This is a genomic window from Jeotgalicoccus coquinae (assembly GCF_014207425.1).
GTDB classification, from domain to species: Bacteria; Bacillota; Bacilli; order Staphylococcales; family Salinicoccaceae; genus Jeotgalicoccus; species Jeotgalicoccus coquinae.
Genome location: NZ_JACHFF010000001.1, coordinates 396,748 through 415,768, shown reverse-complemented (window position 1 = coordinate 415,768; position 19,021 = coordinate 396,748). Strand labels below are relative to the sequence as shown.

The window sequence follows — 19,021 nt, the reverse complement described above, 5'->3', positions numbered from 1 at the left end:
TAGACTCTAGAAATCCAGCACTTCTTTTGCACGTTCAATGATATCATCTTTGTTCGGTAACCAGACGCTTTCAGCCTGAGTGAACGGATATACTGTGTCCGGTGCAGTAACGCGTTTAATCGGTGCTTCAAGGTGCAGAATCGCGCGCTCTGATAATTCAGATACTACGTTTGCTGCTACACCAGCCTGGCGCTGTGCTTCCTGGATAACTACTGCTCTGTTAGTTTTCTTAACAGATTCGATTAACGTGTCGTAATCAACAGGTGAAACAGTACGAAGGTCGATAACTTCTGCACTCACATCTTCTTTAGCTAGTTCTTCAGCAGCTTTCATTGCTTCCTGAACCATAGCGCCGTATGCGATTAGAGTAATGTCAGTACCTTCCTGTTTAACACTTGCTTTACCGATTTCCACTTCGTAGTCCTCTTCAGGAACATCTTCACGGAATGAGCGGTATAACTTCATGTGCTCAAGGAAAATAACAGGATCGTTTGAACGGATCGCTGCAATTAACAGTCCTTTTGCATCTACAGGGTTTGACGGGATTACCACACGTAAACCTGGAGTCTGAGCCATCAGACCTTCCAGTGAGTCTGCGTGAAGTTCCGGAGTGTTAACACCACCGCCGAAAGGTGCGCGGATAACGATTGGAGCTGATTTAGATGCACCTGAACGAACTCTGTGACGTGCAATCTGTCCTGCAATACCATCCATCGCTTCAAATAGGAAACCGAAGAACTGTATTTCAACTACCGGACGGTAGTCTTCTAAAGTTAAGCCTAAACCTAATGACACCAGGCCGCTTTCTGCAAGCGGAGTATCAAATACGCGGTCAACGCCGAATTCTTCCTGCAAACCTTCTGTTGCACGGAATACCCCGCCGTTAACACCAACGTCCTCACCAAAAACAAGAACGTTCTCATCATTTTTAAGTTCTGTCGCCATAGCATTAGTAATAGCTTGAATCATCGTCATTTGTGCCATAATTATTTAGACTCCTTTCCTTTATAGTACTCATACTGCTCTTCTAAGTTAGATGGTTTTACATCGTACATTAGATCCATCAGTTCAGTTACTGATTGTTTTTCTGTTGCGTCAGCTTCTTTAAGTGCAGCCTTCACATCATCTTTAGCCTGTTCGATAATTTCTTCTTCTTTTTCTTTAGACCATAATTTTTTGCCTTCTAAATAAGTACGGAAGCGTACAATCGGATCTTTTTTCTCCCAGTCAGTATCTTCATCAGAAGTTCTGTAGCGTGTTGGGTCGTCCCCTGCCATTGTGTGCGGTCCGTAACGGTAGCACATTGTTTCAATCAGTGTCGGACCGTCTCCTGCAATTGCACGGTCACGTGCATCTTTAGTTACTTTGTAAACTGCAAGCGGGTCCATACCATCTACTACAACACCGGGGATTCCGGCTGCTACTGCTTTTTGAGCAAGTGTTGCAGCTTTACTCTGTAATTCTCTCGGTGTTGAAATTGCGTAGTTGTTGTTCTGGATAACAAAGATTGCCGGTGCATTGTAAGCTCCTGCAAAGTTAATTCCTTCATAGAAGTCCCCTTGTGAAGTACCGCCGTCTCCAGTGTACGTAATTGCTACGTTTTCCTTACCGCGTTTTTTAATTCCAAGTGCAACACCGGCGTTTTGTACGTACTGCGCACCGATAATAATTTGCGGGCTTAGTGCGTTAACGCCTTCCGGGAACTGGTTTCCCTTATAGTGTCCGCGTGAGAACAGGAATGCTTTAGTCAGTGGAAGACCGTGCCAGATAAGCTGTGGTACGTCACGGTAACCCGGAAGTACATAATCCCCTTCAGATAATGCGTAGTGACTCGCAATCTGCGATGCTTCCTGACCTGCTGTCGGAGCATAGAATCCAAGACGTCCCTGGCGGTTAAGTGCCGTCGAACGCTCATCTAATACTCTTGTCCAAACCATTCTCGTCATTAATTCAACGAGTTCCTCATCAGATAATTTTGGATCCATGTCTTTATTGACGATTTCGCCCTTTTCATTCAGAACCTGAAGCATTTCAAATTTCGCTTCGATTTCAGAAAGAACATCAACCGGATTCAATTTTTTATTTGCTGCCATGTGTGTTCACAATCCCTTCTAATTTGTTTGTAATTAACTTTATTTTATCATACTACTGTTCTAACAGTAAACTAAGTGTAGGTATAACAGTTTGGAACAGCCTTGTTATGTCAGCGTTTTCAAGACTGATACAGTTATAACTGTTATAGTAACACTTCCTGATTCTTAGTTATTCTCAAGGATTTGTTCAATTTCGCCTTTAAGCTGATTGATTTTCTCTGTTTCTGCAGTGAAAGTCTCAGATGCTTCGTTAATCGGCTCGCTGTATTCTGCTATTTTGTTTAAATGTTCGTCAACCGCATCCTGTGTAATTTCTTCCTCTCCTAAATATTCGAACAGTTTCTGTTCAGCTCCGAGTGCCTCTGTGTATGTATCTGTCATCGTTTTGTGTGCATCAAAGCGTGCATTCATCGCTGCAACTAACGAGTCAGCTTCTTTTTTATATTCTTCATTGGAGATGTCTTCTGCTTTTTCACGTGCATCTTCAAATGCTTCATTTGAGCCGGCAATCAATTCGCGCTCTTCTTCCAGCAGTTCGAGACGTTCCGCTGTATTAGTCTGAAGTTCTTCGCTGATGCCGTTAATTTCTTCAATTTCAGCATTGTTAAGTTCTTCCTGAAGCGATGCTTTCGCACCTTCCAGTTCGTTATATTGTTCATTCAGTTCGGCAAGTCCCTTTTCCTCGCTCAGACTTCCTGTAAATTCATCATAAAAATCATTCAGTTCTGATTCAGCATTGCTGCACCCCGATAAGAAAAGTGCCGCACCGCCCAGCATTAAAATAAGTTTCTTCACTTAAAATGTACCCCCAGGTTAATTTAGTTGTTTCTCAGTATTTACAATACCATTTTAACTCAAATATATTGTATAATAAACCGAGTGTTTGAAACGGAGGAGGTTTTATCGTGCTGACTATGGAAAATATTGTGCGCGACGGTCATCCGATGCTGCGTAAAAAAGTAAGCGAAGTGGCAGAAATCGATGCACAGACAATAGCAGAATTAAAAAGTATGAGAGAATATCTCATCAACTCACAGGACCCGGAACTGAGTGAAAAATATTCCCTGAGAGCAGGTGTCGGTCTGGCCGCACCTCAAATCGGACTCGATAAACGTATGCTCGCAGTATACGTTGAAGACGAGAATGGTGATCCTGAATATGATTACATGCTGATTAACCCTAAAGTTATCAGTCATTCTGTCAATGAAACTTACTTACCCGGCGGCGAAGGCTGTTTAAGTGTAGATGAAGAGATCGAAGGCATTGTCCAGCGCAAAAAGCGCATTCGCGTCAGTGCTCTGACGATTGACGGAGAAAAAATCGAGATTAAAGCTAAAGGGTTTTTAGCAGTCGTACTGCAGCATGAACTCGATCATCTCGATGGAGTAATGTTCTACGACCATATCGATAAGAATGCACCCTTTGAACCGGTCGGCGATGCACAGCCGCTCGAGTAAAAAGACAGCAGAAAAGACGGCACCTGTAAATGCTCAGGTACCGTCTTTTTTATAACTTAAATAAAATCATCTTTTCTGATATTGTAACCTATACTCTTATCCCGCAGCTTCTGAATGAGCATGTTCATTTCTTCTTCACTGATGAATTCCGGGTCCCGGCCGTGCGGCATATACATATCTTTACCGGTGTTCTCACAGCTGCCGTAATCAGCATATACATAGTTCATAACGACCTGTTCCCCGCGGACGTTAAACTCAATGCCGGTGAACATTTTATCGCTTCGCATCTTTTCATTCTTAACCTTTGTCATAATCTCTTCTATCTTCACAGTTTCCCCTCCCCTGTCCTATTATAAAGTCTTTGCAAGTACAGAGTCTATATTGTAAAATGAGAATAAGTATATAAGGGTGTGATAGTATGCTGAGAAGGTTACGTGAGAAGCTGATGAAAAAGTTGAAAAGCATCCTGGGCAGAAAAGGTTTATTGCGCAATGAATATATGAAGGGTAAATAACTTCCCTAAATAATGTGCTTAAATGTTTAGGCACATATTTTTATTTTTTTACATTTATTTTAATAATGATAATTAACTAACAAAGGAGTCATAAATTATGGCAGTATTTAAAGTATTTTTCCAAGAAGACATGGACACGCGTATCATTAGAGAGGACACGCAGATCCGCTATGTCGAAGCCGAAACAGAAGAAGAGGTTCGTAATTATTTAAAAACGAGCCAGAACAATATCGAATTTATCCAGGCACTTAGTCCCGCGCATCTGGAATACGAAAAAAGCAACAACGATGAATTTAAAGTTGAGACTATCGCGTAATGACACTTGAATCAAATGAAGTAGGTGTATTCGCTCTTGGGGGACTGGGAGAAATCGGGAAGAACACATACTGTGTCGAGTACAAAGATGAAATCATCATAATCGACGCAGGAGTCAAGTTTCCAACAGATGCCGAACTTGGCGTGGATTACGTAATACCTGATTACACTTACTTAAAAGAAAACGAAGATAAAATCAGTGCACTGATTGTGACACACGGTCACGAAGACCATATCGGCGGTATTCCTTTCTTATTGAGACAAATTTCAGTGCCTATCTATTCAGGCCCTCTTGCTTTAGGCTTAATTCGCAACAAACTTGAAGAGCACCACCTTCTGAACCAGACTGAATTAATTCCTATCGAAGAAGACACTGTCCTGAAATTTAAGCATATGGATATAGAGTTCTACTTAACAACTCACTCTATCCCTGAAGCATACGGCGTTGTTGTCCGTACACCGGAAGGCAATATTGTACACACGGGGGACTTCAAATTTGACTTCACTCCTGTAGGGGAACCGGCAAACCTTGCGAAAATGGCTAAACTTGGAGAAGAAGGCGTACTTGCACTCCTTTCGGACTCAACAAACGCCACTGTTCCAAACTTCACAATCAGTGAAAAAGAAGTTGGTCAGAACGTTGAAGATATATTCCGTAAATGTACCGGACGTATTATCTTTGCGACATTCGCATCGAACATCTACCGCGTTCAGCAGGCGATTGAAGCTGCCGTGAAATTTGACCGCAAAATTTGTATTTTCGGCCGAAGCATGGAAAACAACATTAAAATTGGTCAGGAGCTCGGCTATATCACTGCTCCGCCGGAAACATTTATTGAACCTAAAATGATTAATAAAATCGAAAAACATAAAGTAATGATTCTTTGTACCGGTTCACAGGGTGAGCCGATGGCTGCACTGTCACGTATTGCGAACGGTACACACAGACAAATCAGCATCATTCCTGATGATACTGTAGTCTTCAGTTCATCGCCGATTCCAGGTAACACTTTAAGCGTCAACAAAACAATTAATGCTTTATACAAAGCAGGCGCAGATGTTATTCACGGCAAACTGTCGAACATTCACACATCAGGTCACGGTTCTCAGGAAGAGCAGAAGCTAATGCTCCGCCTGATCCAGCCTAAATACTTTATGCCGATTCACGGTGAATACCGTATGCTCGATCTGCATAAGAAACTTGCAATCTCTACAGGCGTCAAAGAAGAAAATGTTTTCGTCTTTGAAATTGGTGACGTACTTGCCCTTACGAAAGACAGTGCGAGGTTCTCACACCGCGTTACTGCAGGCACAGTATTCGTTGATGGAAACGGCATCGGAGATATCGGCAACATCGTGCTCCGCGACCGTAAATCATTATCCGAAGAAGGTCTTGCGATTGTAGTTCTTACAATCGACTTCGAAACCGGCGAACTGTTGAGCGGACCGGATATCATATCACGCGGTTTTGTCTATATGAGAGAGTCATACGGATTAATCCGCAGCGCAGAGAAGAAAATCCGCGACGAAGTCAGAACATTGCTCGACTCAAAAGAAAATGTTGAATGGTACAACGTTAAGCAGTTGATTATTGAAGAGTTAAGCGGCTTCCTTTACAACAAAACGAAACGCCGTCCAATGATTCTCCCGATTATTATGAGAGTTAACGACGATAAATAACACTATTGAAGCACCGGAATTCCGGTGCTTTTTTTGTCTTTAATTTTATTTACTCTATACTTAAAGATGAATACATAATATTGAGGAGGAACTGCAATGTCACATCACAAGCTTTCAAAAGATCATCTATTTTATTCAATGAGCAAAGACAACGAAACTGCATTAACAGTCAATCTCGGAGATACTGTCGATATTGAGACACACGACTGTTTTACAGGTCAAATTACTTCTGAAGAAGGTTCATTCGGGGGTCTTGACTGGGAGAAAATCAACCCCGCAACCGGTCCGGTATATGTAGACGGCATTAAAGCCGGCGATGTTTTAAAAGTGACGATTAACAGCATTGATATTTCCAATTCCGGTGTTATGGTAACCGGTCCGGACATGGGTGTTATGGGGGATGTCCTTAAAGATACACTCGTGCGTATTTACGATGTCGATACCGAAAAAAATACTGTCGACTTTAACGGACTGGAAATTCCCGTAAATAAAATGATTGGTGTTATCGGTGTTGCACCGCCGGATGAACCGGTAAACAACGGTACACCGGATACTCATGGCGGTAATATGGACTCGCTGAAAATGGAAGCAGGCGTTACTCTGTATCTGCCTGTCTATCATGACGGCGCGCTATTCGGTCTCGGGGACGTCCATGCTGCAATGGCAGACGGTGAAGTCAGTGTTTCAGGTCTTGAGGTCAGTGCAAATGTTAACGTAACATTTGAAAAAGCAGAAAACCTTTCAACAGACCATCCGGTAATTATTAATGATGAAGGAATCTACCTGAACGTTTCCGATGAAAGCCTCGATACAGCTGTCGATACTGCAGTTCATAAAATGACAGAACTTCTGCAGCCGAAAACCAATTTGAGTATGGAGGAATTTACGATGCTGATGAGCCTCACAGGACATACTCAAATTAACCAGGTCGTCGATCCTAAAAAGACTGCCCGCTATTTTGTCCCTCAATATATTCTCGAGCATTACGGTATTAACTTTAAGTAACACTAAAAAGAGCGTCTCCCGTGTCGGGAGACGCTCTTTTTAGTGTTACTTGAGACGTTCCATAGTACTCTCAAAATGGTTCAGCTGTTCATCGCTGCCTATGAGAATCAGTATGTCTCCGGTCAGTATGCTGATTTGTCCATCAGGACTGACGATAATATCGTTATCCCGTTTAATCGCAATTATACTGATACCGAATTTGTCACTCAGATTTAAATCGTTAATCCGCTTGTTTTCAAATCTTTCATTCGCACTGTATTCAACAATAGAATGGCTGCTTGAAACTTCCAGGTACTCGACAACCGATGATGATACCAGTCTGTGGGCAATTCTCCGTCCCATATCACGCTCCGGATGCACAACGATATCAGCACCGATTTTCTCAAGCACTTTGCCGTGGTAAGTGTTCTGTGCTTTTGCCGTCACTTTCTGTACACCGAGATCTTTTAATATCAGTGTTGTCAGAATGCTCGCCTGAATGTTGTCACCGATCGCGACGATGACATTGTCGTAATTATTAATACCGATACTTTTCAGCATTGCTTCATCGGTAGAATCACCGATTATGCCTTCAGAGTAATATTCCTGATATTCATTTACTCTCGCTTCATTTGTATCAATAACAAGAACATCCGCATTCATTTCACTTAATTCCATGACGATGCTTCCGCCAAATCTGCCGAGCCCGATAACTGCTACTTCTTTTTTCATAGTATCAACCTATTCTTTAAGTTCCTAGTATTTTTTATTCCCTTTAACATAATCCTTATCGAACAGGAATAATCTTATGAGCAGGAATAATGATGGAATTAATAATAGTAAACCTAATACGAATACTACTGTCAATGCAAATGCCATGTTTTCGTTAACTACTGCATCATTAATATTTACATACGGATAAAGAATATACGGCAGTTTGCTGATACCGTAGCCGTAAAATGCAAATCCGTACTGCAGCATAATCATAATAAATGCTGTACCGTAATTGCGGCGTTTCCATATAAGGAATACTGCAATCAGCATTGCAGCGAGACTCAGTCCGAATAAATACCAGTAATCCTGGGCACGTACGAAGTGTTCGTAGTTATGCTGTCTGAGACCGAGAAACGTAAACTGTGTAATGACCAGTGTCGGAAGTGTCCAGATTAAGAACCATGTTCTCGTCAGATCACTCGCCTTTTTATCCTCTGCTTTCGCTGCGTAGAACGTCAAAAATCCGCTCGAGATATAAAGTACCGAGATGATTGCCAGAAATACTACTGACCAGCCGTACGCACTGAATATTAACTCTTCAACATTCAGATCAATACCGGTCGCTGTTTCTTCAATATAACCGCCTTCTGAAATTACAAGTGCAATCGACAATGCTGCCGGAATCAGCAGTCCTGTTATACCATACAGCGCCGACCATGACAGCTTACTCTCAAGGTTATACGAGTTAAATGCATAATACGAACCGCGGAGCGATAACAGTATTAAGGCAACCGACCCCGGAATCAACAGCGTTGTTCCTAAATAATATGCCGTATCCGGATAAAATCCTACAATTCCGACGAAGAAGAAAACGAAGAATACGTTTGTCGTCTCCCAGACCGGATTTAAATAACGTGCAATAATCGGACTGATGATATTATCATCACCGGTTAATTTCGAGTAGAAGCTGAAGAATCCTGCACCAAAGTCAATCGATGCGATGATGACATACATATATAAGAACGTCCACAAAACTGTGACACCTATAATCTCATAATCCAGCATCATGGCAGTCGACCTCCTTCACCTTTAGATACAATTCCGGACTCTCCGTACCACTTCAGTTTATCTTCTTCTGCCGATTGTCCTTTAAACATTCTGAGCAGCACATATATGCTCGTCACGCCAAGAACAACATACAGGAGCGCAAATGCAATCAGCGTAATGCCGAGGCCGTCTGCCTGCGTCACTGCTTCCGACACTCTCATATAACCGCGTACAATCCACGGCTGACGGCCCATTTCTGCCAGGAACCATCCTGCTTCAATAGCAAGGAAGGAAAGCGGTCCGGCCAGAGCATACATATATAATAGTCCCGGATGATGCTCGTGTATTTTCGTCCACCGTTTTGTAAACTTAACGATAAAGTATACAGCGGCAACACCCAGTCCGTACATGCCGAAGAACACCATCAGATCAAAGAAGTAATGTATTATGAGCGGCGGATGTTCATCTTCCGGAATATCATTTAATCCGGTAACTTCTGTATCAAATGAGTTGTCGGCAAGAAAGCTGAGCACCCATGGAATACGCAGCTCATATTTAATTTCCTGTGTTTCTTCGTCTAATATCCCGAAGAGCACAAGATCTGCTTTTTCTTCTGTTTCAAAATGCCATTCAAAGGCTGCCAGTTTTTCAGGCTGATGCTCGTGCAGAAATTTAGCTGTTAAGTCTCCGGCAAGCAATGTCAGTCCAGCCATAATAATACCGAGTGACATCATCACTTTTAAGCCTTTTTTATGATATGTCTTATCTTCTTTATGTGATGCACGGAGCAGTTTTACAGCACTGATTGTCGCCATCAGGAATGCAATAGTCATGTAAGCTGTTACTACAACGTGAAATACTCTGACCCATGTTGACGGGTTAAACATTGCGGCAATCGGATCGATATTTAAAAACTCTCCGCCTTCAAAATCAAATCCTGCCGGTGTATTCATAAATGAGTTCACTGTCGTAATAAATACTGCTGATAATGTAGAACCGATAACGATTGGTATATTTAACAGCCAGTGATACCAGGGATTTTTAAATCGATCCCACGTATATAAAAATATTCCAAGGAAAATTGCTTCAAAGAAAAACGCAAATGTCTCCATAAACAGCGGCAGTGCTATAATCTGTCCGCCGAGTCTCATAAAGTCCGGCCATATTAAGGACAGCTGCAGACCGATTATCGTTCCGGTCACAACACCCACTGCAACGGTAACCGTATAACCTTTGGCTATACGGCGAGCCATCGTCAGATAATGTGCATCTTTGTTTCTTAATCCTAAAAATTCAAGAACCATAAACACGATAGGAACACCGACTCCGATAGTGGCAAAAATTATATGAAAACCTAATGTCATACCGGTTAAGACGCGTCCAATTAATACCTCATCCATTAATACCTCATCCATTTATACTCACCCCATATTCGTACCTATCATTATAACTGTTTTACTGTATTCTATTAAATAGTTAGGGTTAAAATTTAGTGACATATTTGTGAATTAATTAACATACTTTCATTTCTGTAATTTAAACTCCACGGTTATGAGGTATTTTTACTCTGCTGTGGAAGTATAATCCGATAATAACCATGATGAGCAGACTCGTTATCGCAATACGGGAGGCTATTGTTCCGAAATCACTCAGCAGCAATGTAATTGTCCCGTAAATAAATGGTCCCGCTATCGCACTCATTTTCGCACTGAATGCAAAAAGACCAAAGAACTGTCCTTCTTTTCCTTCAGGTGACAGCTCGATAATAATCGTTCTGGATACCACCCAAACAGACCCCATTGCTACACCAAACAAACTTGCCGCGATCCAAAACGTCCACATCGGCAGCGGCAGTGCCGCTATCATTATTGCTGTCGCAAGGAGCAGTCCGATAACACTGAACGTCGGTTTCGAACCATACTTCTGGTTTACAAAACCAAAAACAAGTGCACCGACAATACTGAACAGCGTGGCTACCATAAACACCACCAGGAATGCACTTGCTTCAAAACCGACAACTGTCGTCGCATACGGCTGCATCATCGCAATTGCTGTTGCCAGCGCATCGTTAATAAAAAAATAAGCAATCATAAAAAAGAATATTGACGGATGTTTCCTGGCTTCTTTAAAAGTTCTGTAAATATCTTTATATCCTTTAAGAAACGTCTGTTTCGGCTTCTGTTTTTGGACTGGGTCCCTGTTAATGAAAAACAAAGGCAGAGCAAAGAGCAGGAATAAAATACCGCTCAGCCAGAATGCATTATGAATGCTGCTGTCTCCTATAATAATTAAGACCGAGAATATACCGAATAATGTACCTAAATAACCAAGTGCAACACCAAAACCGGATATGAGCGGCACTTCTTTTTTACTGCCGAGAGATGACAGCATACCATCGTAAAACACGTTTCCGGAACTGTAGGTAAATTTAGCAAATACAAACAGCATTATTGTCAGAAACAGTCCATTCGGAATACCGAATATTGTACCGGTGTTCATCCCGCCGAACAGTCCCATCAGAATCGATGCACCCACAGTTAACAGTGTAAATATGATAATATACTTCTTACGTTTCCCTGTTCTGTCCATCAGTACTCCGAATAACGGTGAAAATAAAATTAACAGTAACGCACTTGCTGCGTTGGCATACGCAATAACAGTTGATGATATTTGTTCCAATCTGGTATTTGTACCAATAATTTCCGTTATGTATTGCGGGAAAAATAACGTCACTATATTAGCTGAAAATATCGTGTTGGCAAAATCGAATAAAGCCCAGGCAAGGATAGGCAGTGATAAAAACAAGACGGCCGGCTTACGGTTTTGTGGCTGCATATATTAAACTTCCCTTCATTTTTTGTAAAAAAAGACATGCAGAAAAAGTTCTACATGCCCAGTGTACTATACAATATTTAAGATTAAGTTAAGTTTAAGTGTTCATCGATTAAATACAAAACATCTTCTGCACTGTCGCATGACAGTACCTGTTCACTCAGCTGTTCCATATCGGTCTTTTTGATTTTAGAAATATATTCGCGTATAGCAAGAATATTTTTAGGAGTAACCGACAGTTCATCGATTCCGAATCCCGCAAGAAGTGCAATGGATTTATAATCGCATGCCATTTCTCCGCAGATTCCTACCCATTTATTATTATTACGTCCGCTCTCGATGACTTTCTTAATCAGACCAAGCACACTCGGATGGTAAGGCTGGTACAAGTCACTTACCTGATCATTCAGACGGTCTGCAGCCATCGTATATTGAATTAAATCATTCGAACCGATACTGAAAAAGTCCACGTGTTTTGCAAGCTGATCGCTGATCATCGCTGCAGATGGTGTTTCAACCATTACTCCTGTTGCGATATCGTTCAGTTTTTTGCCGATTTCAGCTTCGTATTTTTCTTTTTCCTCAACAAGCAGAGCTTTTGCTCTGTTAAATTCATCGATTGTAGTAACCATCGGAAACATTACTTTTAAATTCCCGTGTCCGCTTGCTCTGACGAGTGCGCGGAGCTGTGTTTTAAATATCTCTTCATTCTTTAACAGGAAACGTATGGAACGTTCTCCGAGAAACGGATTGCTTTCTTTCGGCAGATTTAAATAAGATAATTCCTTATCACCGCCGATATCAAGCGTGCGGATAATTACCGGCTTATCATCCTGAGAAGAAAGTACTGCCTTATAGGCTTTAAACTGCTCTTCTTCAGACGGCAGGTTCATTCTGTTCATATACAGAAATTCCGTACGGTAGAGCCCGATACCTTCAGCATCGTTGCTTTTTACATCGTTCACATCTTCCGGTCCTTTAATATTCGCATATAAGCTGATATTAATACCGTCGAGTGTTTTTGTCTCTTTGCCGATAAATTCTTTCAGTTTTATTTCCCGTTCTTCCTGCGCTTTTTTCTTTTCGCTGTATGCCGCCATTTCGATTTCTGTCGGCGCGAGCACAATATCTCCGGTAAAACCGTCGATAATAATATCATCGCCGTGAGTTACTTTGGATAAAATATCATCAAGCCCTGAAATAGCAGGTATGTTAAGGCTGCGGGCAATAATAGCCGAGTGGCTCGTTATTCCGCCTTTTGCCGTAATAATACCTTTTACATATTTACTGTCTAATTGTGCTGAGGCAGATGGAGTCAGCTCCTCTGCCACGACTACTACAGGTTCGTCCACGCGCGTTAAATCCGTCAGCTGCACACCTTGTATATTTGCTGTTAAACGCATGCAAATATCTTTAACATCCAGTGCCCGTGCTTTCATATATTCAGAATCAAGAGATTCGAATTTTTTAATATACACGTCACCGGCAAGCTGAATTGCTTTCTCAGCGTTGTTAAGATTATTAATATGATTAATAATCTGCTCATTAAAGCCTGGATCATCCAGCATCATAATATGCGCATCGAAAATTGCGGCACTGTCCTCATCGAGGTGTTCGCCGACATTCTCTCTAAGCTGGCGCAACTGGATATGAGCTTTTTGAATACTATCTTTGTATGCTGATACTTCGTTATCAATCTGAGCAGTATCGATTTCCCTTTCCGAGATTTCGATATCTGCTTCCGAGGATATAAATATGCTTCCAAAGCCGATTCCTTCACTCAATTTTAAACCTGTAATAATTTCCGGCATTATTCAGTCAGTCCTTCACTAGATAAAGTTTCAGAAATTGCTTCAATCGCTTCTGCTTCGTCTTTGCCGTCCGCATGAATTGTTACTTCCGCACCTTTGCCTACTCCAAGTGACATTACACCCATAATTGATTTAAGATTAACTTTTTTACTATTATGTTCCAGCTCGATATCCGATTCGAATTTCGTTGCTGTCTGCACTAAAATTGTTGCCGGGCGTGCGTGGATTCCCGTTTCATCTATAATAAGAAATGACTTCGTTTCCATTATGTTTTCTCCTTTAAGTGTGAATTTCTCAATGATTACACTTATTTTACACCACTTTTAAGAATCTTGCACTGAACCGTCTATATTTTTAGATTCTAAATATTCTACGCATTTGTCAATGTGGTCATAACCAAGCTTCTTCATCAGAAAATAACTGATCAGCGCAGTCGAACCCTGTGTCACAATCGGAATTACTCCGAAACTTCCGCCTGCTTTACGATTCTTCCTGCCTATTTTATTTACTGCATAGCCGATAGTTTTACGGGCAACAAATTCTCCGCCCATACTGGAAATCATAACGGCAGCTCTCGTTTTCATATCATCGGAAAACTTCGCTACTTCATCATGTGTAATACCGAATATTTCTTCTATATCTTCTGTAAGTTCATTAAGCAGTTTCATATCTGTACCGACATCGAGCAACGGAATCGGCAGAGCTGCCGCCAGTGCTGATGTACCTGCTTTTGATTTTACAAGATCGCGTGCTTCTTTGGCACGTGCTTCAATTTGCTCATTTGTTAATGGTCCGGTCATAGTAAATACTCCTTTATTTGTAAAGATATATTATATGCTATACCCGTTTTTCAAATTTTCGAACTTAAAATGACTGTCTGACAGTTAAAAACTTGTACAGAATGCTTGCAGCCATCGCGCTTGTCCGGTCGTTCTCATCAAGCGGCGGAGATACTTCCGAGATATCGAAGCTTTTCAGATTCGGCAGTACCGCAAATTTACTGATAAGATTATGAATTTCAACGGCTGTATAGCCGTTTGGACTTGGAGCGCTCACACCCGGTGCAATTGCCTGCTGCAGAGAATCCATGCACAGAGTCATCAGCACTGCATCGTAATTTTTGAGTGATGCAGCGACTTTGTCTGCGGCATCCGTTTCGCGTACTTCATCAATGGAATAATATTTTACACCGAACTTATCCGCTGTATCGTAAAGCGTTTTTGTATTGCCCTGCGGCTGCAGGCCAAGGCAATAGTAATCGACTTCTTTGTCTGCCGATAAAATCTGATGGAACATCGTTCCGGATGACGGTGTTTCATCGCGTAAATCAAAGTGGGCATCGAAGTTGATGATTGCAATTTTCCCGCTGAACGCCTGTCTTGCACCAAGGTAATGTCCGTAAAATGTTTCATGTCCGCCGCCGATAATTAACGGAAAACTGTTGTTTTCATAAATTTCTTTAAGTACATCGCCTAAATTCTGCTGTGAGTCTTCCAGATTTTCAGTACCGATTACTGTTCCGGCATCATACAATTCATCTGTGAATGCATATGAACCCATTTTCTCCCGTACTTTAAATGGTCCTTCTGCGGCTCCCGGCGTCCCCTTATTTCTTTTGACTCCTTCATCTGAACTGAACCCCGTTATTACCGGTACACCGGACTGCCCGCTGTACTCTTTTGCAACCTGATGAATTCTTTCAGGAACTGAAGGATCGTCCGTACGTCCATTGTAGTTAAATTTTTCTGTCCGGTTCATTGTTATCTTCCCCTTTAAATTCCTTAAATATGCTGATTAGTAAAAGCGGTGTCAGCAGCAATACCAGAAATACGTTGAACGGTAAAATAAACAGAGATAATTCTACATCTTTAAACAGCGTAATATAAAGACTTACAGTTACATTAAGCCAAAGTATAAAAATCACGATCATCTGGCGGTGGTAATTTTTATTTTTCACCAGATTAATTATCGTAAACACTAAATATAAAACTGCAAGCACGAGGGTAATAAACAGATTGACCCATTCATAAATCGTCTGCATGTGGTTCAATCTGAAGTAGCCTTCAACGAAAACACCGTTACGGTTATTGAATTCCAGAAATACAAATATCAGTACGATAATTCCAAACAGGATTTCAATATAGTTCACTTTAAACCATGACGGAAGATCCGTTTCAAAGAACCGCTTCAGCTTATCCAGAATTCTGTTGCGGAAATCGTAGAGTTTCTGTGAGAATCCTAAATATTTGTCCGGAGCAAAGTTTATTCTTTTGCTCTTCTTGTTTAATCTCGACAGTTTTTCAGGATCATCGGCTGCCGGTTTCTTCAGCAGGTTATTTGCTTTAAGCAGGAACACTCCTACCCAGAGAGCCATAAATGATGATACCCAGACGAGTGCAAAGAACAGATTAATAGACAGTACGTCTGTCGGCGTAATTGTTGATTCTATGTTTGAGTACACCGCATTATTAGTAAAGAAATAAGCGATGCCGTAAAACAGAAGAATAATCATGTAGTGTTCTTTACGGTGTTCAGGATTTAAATATTCGTTAAATACGCTGAACAGTAAATGTATAATAAATGCTGCAAGATACAGCAGTGCCCATAATCCGTAAGACTGGGTCATTAATATTGTCGTAACGATAAACAGTACCAGCGACAGGCCGATAAAGAAAAACGTCAGCGGCACATCGTATTTGGTAGTGCTGTTAATCCACGAGCCTACTTTGAACATAAACAGACCGAACAGAATAATCAGTATCCCGGCAATAATCGGAAATCCGCCGATCATTACAGACAGCATATTCGATACTTCCACAAAGAATGCGTTAATTAAGTCAAATATTGTTTCAATCTTATCCTCTTCAACTGGTACTTCTTCATTTCTAATCTGACCGGTGTTAAATAAAATAAAAAGACCTAAAATAATAAAAAATACACCCAGCAGAAAACTTATAATCACTTCACTGCGATTTCTCAATTTACTTATCATCGTGTCACCTCAATCGTCTCTATTATATAAAATTCACTTATAAAAATCATTCTTCAGCATATTGATGTTTATATTTACAAAATCCGGTTATATATTTACTAACAGATAATAATATATATAATGATATCAGCCAAACTTTCGAATAATATACTTAGCATTTATACGTGCATGATAAGGAGTAATTATATCATTTAATCGTTCTTTACACATGCAAAAGAGGTTAGCATTCAGCTAACCTCTTTTTTTATTTTATTAACAGTGCACGATGTCCAATATCTGTTCTGTAAAATATTTCATTCTTATTAAATTCAATTTCATCCACACCGCTGTAAGCTGATCTAAGAGCTTCTTCTATCGTACTGCCTGTTCCCGTAACGAGCATAATCCGGCCGCCTGAAGAGATGTAATCTCCATTTTCAGTCTGCGCCAGACCGCTGATAAAACTCCGGTCCATTATTTCTTCGGTAAAAGCGATGCCGATTCCGCGTTTATATTCATACGGATAACCTTCTGTTGCAAGCATAACGCCGACAGTGTATCCATCTTTCCAGTCGATTTTAACGGGCTCTTTCCGCTGTACATGTTCAAGTATGCAAGCAAAGTCGCTGTCTATCATGGAAAGCAGCACCTGTGCTTCCGGATCGCCGAACCGTGCATTATATTCCAGCACTTTAACACCATCATCCGTCAGCATTGCACCAAGGTAAAGTACTCCGAAATAGCTCAGTCCCTCTTTAACCATTGCTGCTGCTGTAGGCTCGATAATATTTTTAATTGCTTCCTGTCTTACTTCCTCACTGATATGCGTCACCGGAGCATATGCCCCCATACCTCCGGTATTCGGTCCGGAACCTTTACCGAATGCACTCTTATGATCCTGTGCAATCACTTCGAATGTATGAGTGTATTCCTCATTGACCATAACCATAAGTGAAAACTCTTCGCCTTCTAAAAACTCTTCAATAAGAAGCGGTTCCATAACACCATCATCCGACACAACTGCCAGATCCTGAAGTGCTTTTAATCCCTGTTCTCTGCTCTGTATAATTACAACGCCCTTGCCTTCAGACAGGCCGTCTTTTTTAATTACATACGGCGGTACCGCCGCTTCAACATACTGCTCAGCTTCTTCGTAATTTTTAAATACTTTAAAGTCTGCTGTCGGGATATTATATTTTTTAAGCAGGTTCTTCGTGAATGATTTACTTGTTTCCATACAGGCTTCTTTTTTGCGCGGTCCGAAAACTGTAAGTCCGTATTCATCGATTAAGAAGTCTGCAAGGCCAAGCGATAATGGTCCGGCATCCCCTATGACGACCCAATCCACCTGTTTCTCAATACAAATTCCCGCTATCGCGTCGAAGTCATCTTCGTTAACACGGTACATGACCTCGCATATTTCACGCATGCCTGCGTTCCCCGGTATTGCATAAATATTATTAACACTTTTTGAATTTGCCAACATTTTGACAATGGCATGTTCTCTGCCGCCCTTGCCAATTACTGCAACGTTCATAATTATTCCCCTTTCATAATGTTACACTTATGTAATATGAACTTAATATCAGTATAACTTAAATAGATAAACACTACTAATTTCTTGGTACGGATAATAAACAATATCTATAGCTTTTTCTTATGATTTTCGAGATAATGAAATAGACAAACTTTTAGGGAGGATTTTTTTTATGACTGCAGAATTATTAAACGGCCGCGAAATCGCTAAAGATTACCGTGCCGGATTACAAAGCGAAGTTGAAAAATTAAAATCACAGGGAATTGTACCAAATCTTACAGTAGTAATCGTAGGTAACGACGGCGCTTCTTTAAGCTATGTCCGTTCTAAAAACAAAGCTGCTGAAAAAATCGGGATGGAGTCTTCTATCGTCCGTCTTGATGAAGATACTTCAGAAGAAGAAGTACTTGCAACAGTAGAAAAACTTAACAATGATGATAAAGTAAATGGAATTCTTGTTCAGGTTCCGCTGCCTGCCCAAGTAGATGAAAATAAAGTATTGGAAGCCATCGCTCCTCATAAAGATGTAGACGGATTCAGCCCGATTAATATTGGACGTCTATACACCGGCCAGCGCACATTTGTGCCTTGTACGCCGCTTGGTATTATGGAACTTTTAAAACACACAGGTTCACTTGAAGGTAAATCTGTTGCTGTTATCGGACGTTCACACATCGTCGGACAGCCGGTTGCTAAATTATTAACAAACGAGAATGCTACAGTAACACTGATGCACTCACGTACTAAAAATATGGTTGCACAGCTTAAAGATTTCGACGTTGTCGTAAGTGCTGTAGGTAAACCGGGGCTTATTAAAGGTTCAGACTTAAAAGAAGGCGCAATTGTTATCGATGTCGGTAATACAGTTGTCGACGAAAAATTAGTCGGAGACATTGACTTCGAGAGCGCTAAAGAAGTTGCAAGCTACATTACACCGGTTCCCGGCGGCGTTGGTCCATTAACTATTACAATGGTATTAAACAACACGCTGCTGGCTGCTAAATGGCATAATGAAGGTAAATAAGTTTTTAAAAAAGTGCTCCGCAAAAAAATGCGGAGCGCTTTT

19 protein-coding genes are annotated in these 19,021 nt (G+C 41.1%); 5 read left to right on the top strand and 14 right to left on the bottom strand.

What is annotated here, in order from left to right; translation table 11 throughout:
- Positions 1-6 precede the first annotated feature (6 nt).
- From HNR41_RS02075 to HNR41_RS02065, 3 genes are all read right to left on the bottom strand, one after another.
- The gene (locus HNR41_RS02075; RefSeq protein WP_184281233.1) at positions 7-984 is read right to left on the bottom strand and encodes an alpha-ketoacid dehydrogenase subunit beta; all 978 of its coding nucleotides are present in this window, start codon (positions 982-984) and stop codon (positions 7-9) included.
- A 2-nt stretch (positions 985-986) separates the two neighbouring features.
- Complete coding sequence (gene pdhA / locus HNR41_RS02070) at positions 987-2,093, bottom strand: pyruvate dehydrogenase (acetyl-transferring) E1 component subunit alpha (RefSeq protein WP_184281230.1); 1,107 nt, start codon at positions 2,091-2,093, stop codon at positions 987-989.
- 165 nt (positions 2,094-2,258) lie between these two features.
- The gene (locus HNR41_RS02065) at positions 2,259-2,888 is read right to left on the bottom strand and encodes a YkyA family protein (RefSeq protein ID WP_184281229.1); all 630 of its coding nucleotides are present in this window, start codon (positions 2,886-2,888) and stop codon (positions 2,259-2,261) included.
- A gap of 110 nt (positions 2,889-2,998) precedes the next feature.
- On the opposite strand from HNR41_RS02065, the gene def reads away from it, so the two are divergent.
- Positions 2,999-3,550, top strand: coding sequence for a peptide deformylase (gene def, locus HNR41_RS02060; RefSeq protein ID WP_184281227.1), 552 nt, complete (start codon positions 2,999-3,001; stop codon positions 3,548-3,550).
- A gap of 56 nt (positions 3,551-3,606) precedes the next feature.
- Here the strand turns inward: def and HNR41_RS02055 are convergent, their stop codons facing one another.
- Positions 3,607-3,879 carry a hypothetical protein gene (locus HNR41_RS02055; protein WP_184281225.1) on the bottom strand — a complete coding sequence of 91 codons (273 nt, stop codon included), beginning with the start codon at positions 3,877-3,879 and terminating at the stop codon, positions 3,607-3,609.
- Between the two features lie 282 nt (positions 3,880-4,161).
- Here HNR41_RS02055 and HNR41_RS02050 point away from each other — a divergent pair, with 282 nt between their 5' ends.
- The 3 genes from HNR41_RS02050 to HNR41_RS02040 all read left to right on the top strand — a co-directional run bounded on the left by HNR41_RS02050 (position 4,162) and on the right by HNR41_RS02040 (position 7,064).
- Positions 4,162-4,380 carry an RNA polymerase epsilon subunit gene (locus HNR41_RS02050; protein ID WP_184281223.1) on the top strand — a complete coding sequence of 73 codons (219 nt, stop codon included), beginning with the start codon at positions 4,162-4,164 and terminating at the stop codon, positions 4,378-4,380.
- A complete protein-coding gene (gene rnjA / locus HNR41_RS02045; RefSeq protein WP_184281221.1) occupies positions 4,380-6,059 on the top strand; it encodes a ribonuclease J1 in 1,680 nt (559 codons plus the stop codon). Before HNR41_RS02050 ends, rnjA begins: the two co-directional genes overlap by 1 nt.
- Before the next feature lie 96 nt (positions 6,060-6,155).
- A complete protein-coding gene (locus tag HNR41_RS02040; RefSeq protein WP_184281219.1) occupies positions 6,156-7,064 on the top strand; it encodes an acetamidase/formamidase family protein in 909 nt (302 codons plus the stop codon).
- Between the two features lie 45 nt (positions 7,065-7,109).
- Here the strand turns inward: HNR41_RS02040 and HNR41_RS02035 are convergent, their stop codons facing one another.
- The 10 genes from HNR41_RS02035 to purD form a co-directional block, all read right to left on the bottom strand.
- Positions 7,110-7,775: a potassium channel family protein gene (locus HNR41_RS02035; protein ID WP_184281217.1), complete on the bottom strand. Its 666-nt coding sequence runs from the start codon at positions 7,773-7,775 to the stop codon at positions 7,110-7,112.
- A gap of 24 nt (positions 7,776-7,799) precedes the next feature.
- Entirely contained in the window at positions 7,800-8,819 is a 1,020-nt protein-coding gene (locus HNR41_RS02030) for a cytochrome d ubiquinol oxidase subunit II (protein WP_184282829.1), read from the bottom strand.
- Between the two features lie 2 nt (positions 8,820-8,821).
- Positions 8,822-10,204, bottom strand: a complete 1,383-nt coding sequence (locus HNR41_RS02025; RefSeq protein ID WP_184282827.1) for a cytochrome ubiquinol oxidase subunit I — start codon at positions 10,202-10,204, stop codon at positions 8,822-8,824.
- Positions 10,205-10,340: 136 nt separating this feature from the next.
- Positions 10,341-11,639 (bottom strand): MFS transporter, encoded by a 1,299-nt coding sequence (locus HNR41_RS02020; protein ID WP_184281216.1) that lies wholly within the window; start codon positions 11,637-11,639, stop codon positions 10,341-10,343.
- A gap of 83 nt (positions 11,640-11,722) precedes the next feature.
- On the bottom strand, positions 11,723-13,447 hold the full coding sequence (gene ptsP, locus HNR41_RS02015; RefSeq protein ID WP_184281214.1) for a phosphoenolpyruvate--protein phosphotransferase: 1,725 nt from the start codon (positions 13,445-13,447) through the stop codon (positions 11,723-11,725).
- Positions 13,447-13,713, bottom strand: a complete 267-nt coding sequence (locus HNR41_RS02010; protein WP_184281212.1) for a phosphocarrier protein HPr — start codon at positions 13,711-13,713, stop codon at positions 13,447-13,449. The genes ptsP and HNR41_RS02010 overlap by 1 nt, the downstream gene beginning before the upstream one ends.
- Positions 13,714-13,770: 57 nt before the next feature.
- The gene (locus HNR41_RS02005; RefSeq protein WP_184281209.1) at positions 13,771-14,247 is read right to left on the bottom strand and encodes a hypothetical protein; all 477 of its coding nucleotides are present in this window, start codon (positions 14,245-14,247) and stop codon (positions 13,771-13,773) included.
- Between the two features lie 64 nt (positions 14,248-14,311).
- Complete coding sequence (locus tag HNR41_RS02000; RefSeq protein ID WP_184281207.1) at positions 14,312-15,205, bottom strand: formimidoylglutamase; 894 nt, start codon at positions 15,203-15,205, stop codon at positions 14,312-14,314.
- Positions 15,183-16,439, bottom strand: a complete 1,257-nt coding sequence (auxA, locus tag HNR41_RS01995) for a lipoteichoic acid stability factor AuxA (protein WP_221432835.1) — start codon at positions 16,437-16,439, stop codon at positions 15,183-15,185. The genes HNR41_RS02000 and auxA overlap by 23 nt, the downstream gene beginning before the upstream one ends.
- A 244-nt stretch (positions 16,440-16,683) precedes the next feature.
- The gene (gene purD / locus HNR41_RS01990) at positions 16,684-17,955 is read right to left on the bottom strand and encodes a phosphoribosylamine--glycine ligase (RefSeq protein ID WP_184281205.1); all 1,272 of its coding nucleotides are present in this window, start codon (positions 17,953-17,955) and stop codon (positions 16,684-16,686) included.
- A gap of 172 nt (positions 17,956-18,127) precedes the next feature.
- Here purD and HNR41_RS01985 point away from each other — a divergent pair, with 172 nt between their 5' ends.
- Complete coding sequence (locus tag HNR41_RS01985) at positions 18,128-18,979, top strand: bifunctional 5,10-methylenetetrahydrofolate dehydrogenase/5,10-methenyltetrahydrofolate cyclohydrolase (protein WP_184281203.1); 852 nt, start codon at positions 18,128-18,130, stop codon at positions 18,977-18,979.
- The last annotated feature ends 42 nt before the right edge of the window (positions 18,980-19,021 follow it).

Coding starts and splice junctions, on each gene's coding strand:
- HNR41_RS02075 (WP_184281233.1), bottom strand. CDS start 984: ATGGCACAAATGACGATGATTCAAGCTATTACTAATGCTATGGCGACA.
- pdhA (WP_184281230.1), bottom strand. CDS start 2,093: ATGGCAGCAAATAAAAAATTGAATCCGGTTGATGTTCTTTCTGAAATC.
- HNR41_RS02050 (WP_184281223.1), top strand. CDS start 4,162: ATGGCAGTATTTAAAGTATTTTTCCAAGAAGACATGGACACGCGTATC.
- rnjA (WP_184281221.1), top strand. CDS start 4,380: ATGACACTTGAATCAAATGAAGTAGGTGTATTCGCTCTTGGGGGACTG.
- HNR41_RS02040 (WP_184281219.1), top strand. CDS start 6,156: ATGTCACATCACAAGCTTTCAAAAGATCATCTATTTTATTCAATGAGC.
- HNR41_RS02035 (WP_184281217.1), bottom strand. CDS start 7,775: ATGAAAAAAGAAGTAGCAGTTATCGGGCTCGGCAGATTTGGCGGAAGC.
- HNR41_RS02025 (WP_184282827.1), bottom strand. CDS start 10,204: ATGGATGAGGTATTAATTGGACGCGTCTTAACCGGTATGACATTAGGT.
- HNR41_RS02020 (WP_184281216.1), bottom strand. CDS start 11,639: ATGCAGCCACAAAACCGTAAGCCGGCCGTCTTGTTTTTATCACTGCCT.
- ptsP (WP_184281214.1), bottom strand. CDS start 13,447: ATGCCGGAAATTATTACAGGTTTAAAATTGAGTGAAGGAATCGGCTTT.
- HNR41_RS02010 (WP_184281212.1), bottom strand. CDS start 13,713: ATGGAAACGAAGTCATTTCTTATTATAGATGAAACGGGAATCCACGCA.
- HNR41_RS02005 (WP_184281209.1), bottom strand. CDS start 14,247: ATGACCGGACCATTAACAAATGAGCAAATTGAAGCACGTGCCAAAGAA.
- HNR41_RS02000 (WP_184281207.1), bottom strand. CDS start 15,205: ATGAACCGGACAGAAAAATTTAACTACAATGGACGTACGGACGATCCT.
- auxA (WP_221432835.1), bottom strand. CDS start 16,439: ATGATAAGTAAATTGAGAAATCGCAGTGAAGTGATTATAAGTTTTCTG.
- purD (WP_184281205.1), bottom strand. CDS start 17,955: ATGAACGTTGCAGTAATTGGCAAGGGCGGCAGAGAACATGCCATTGTC.
- HNR41_RS01985 (WP_184281203.1), top strand. CDS start 18,128: ATGACTGCAGAATTATTAAACGGCCGCGAAATCGCTAAAGATTACCGT.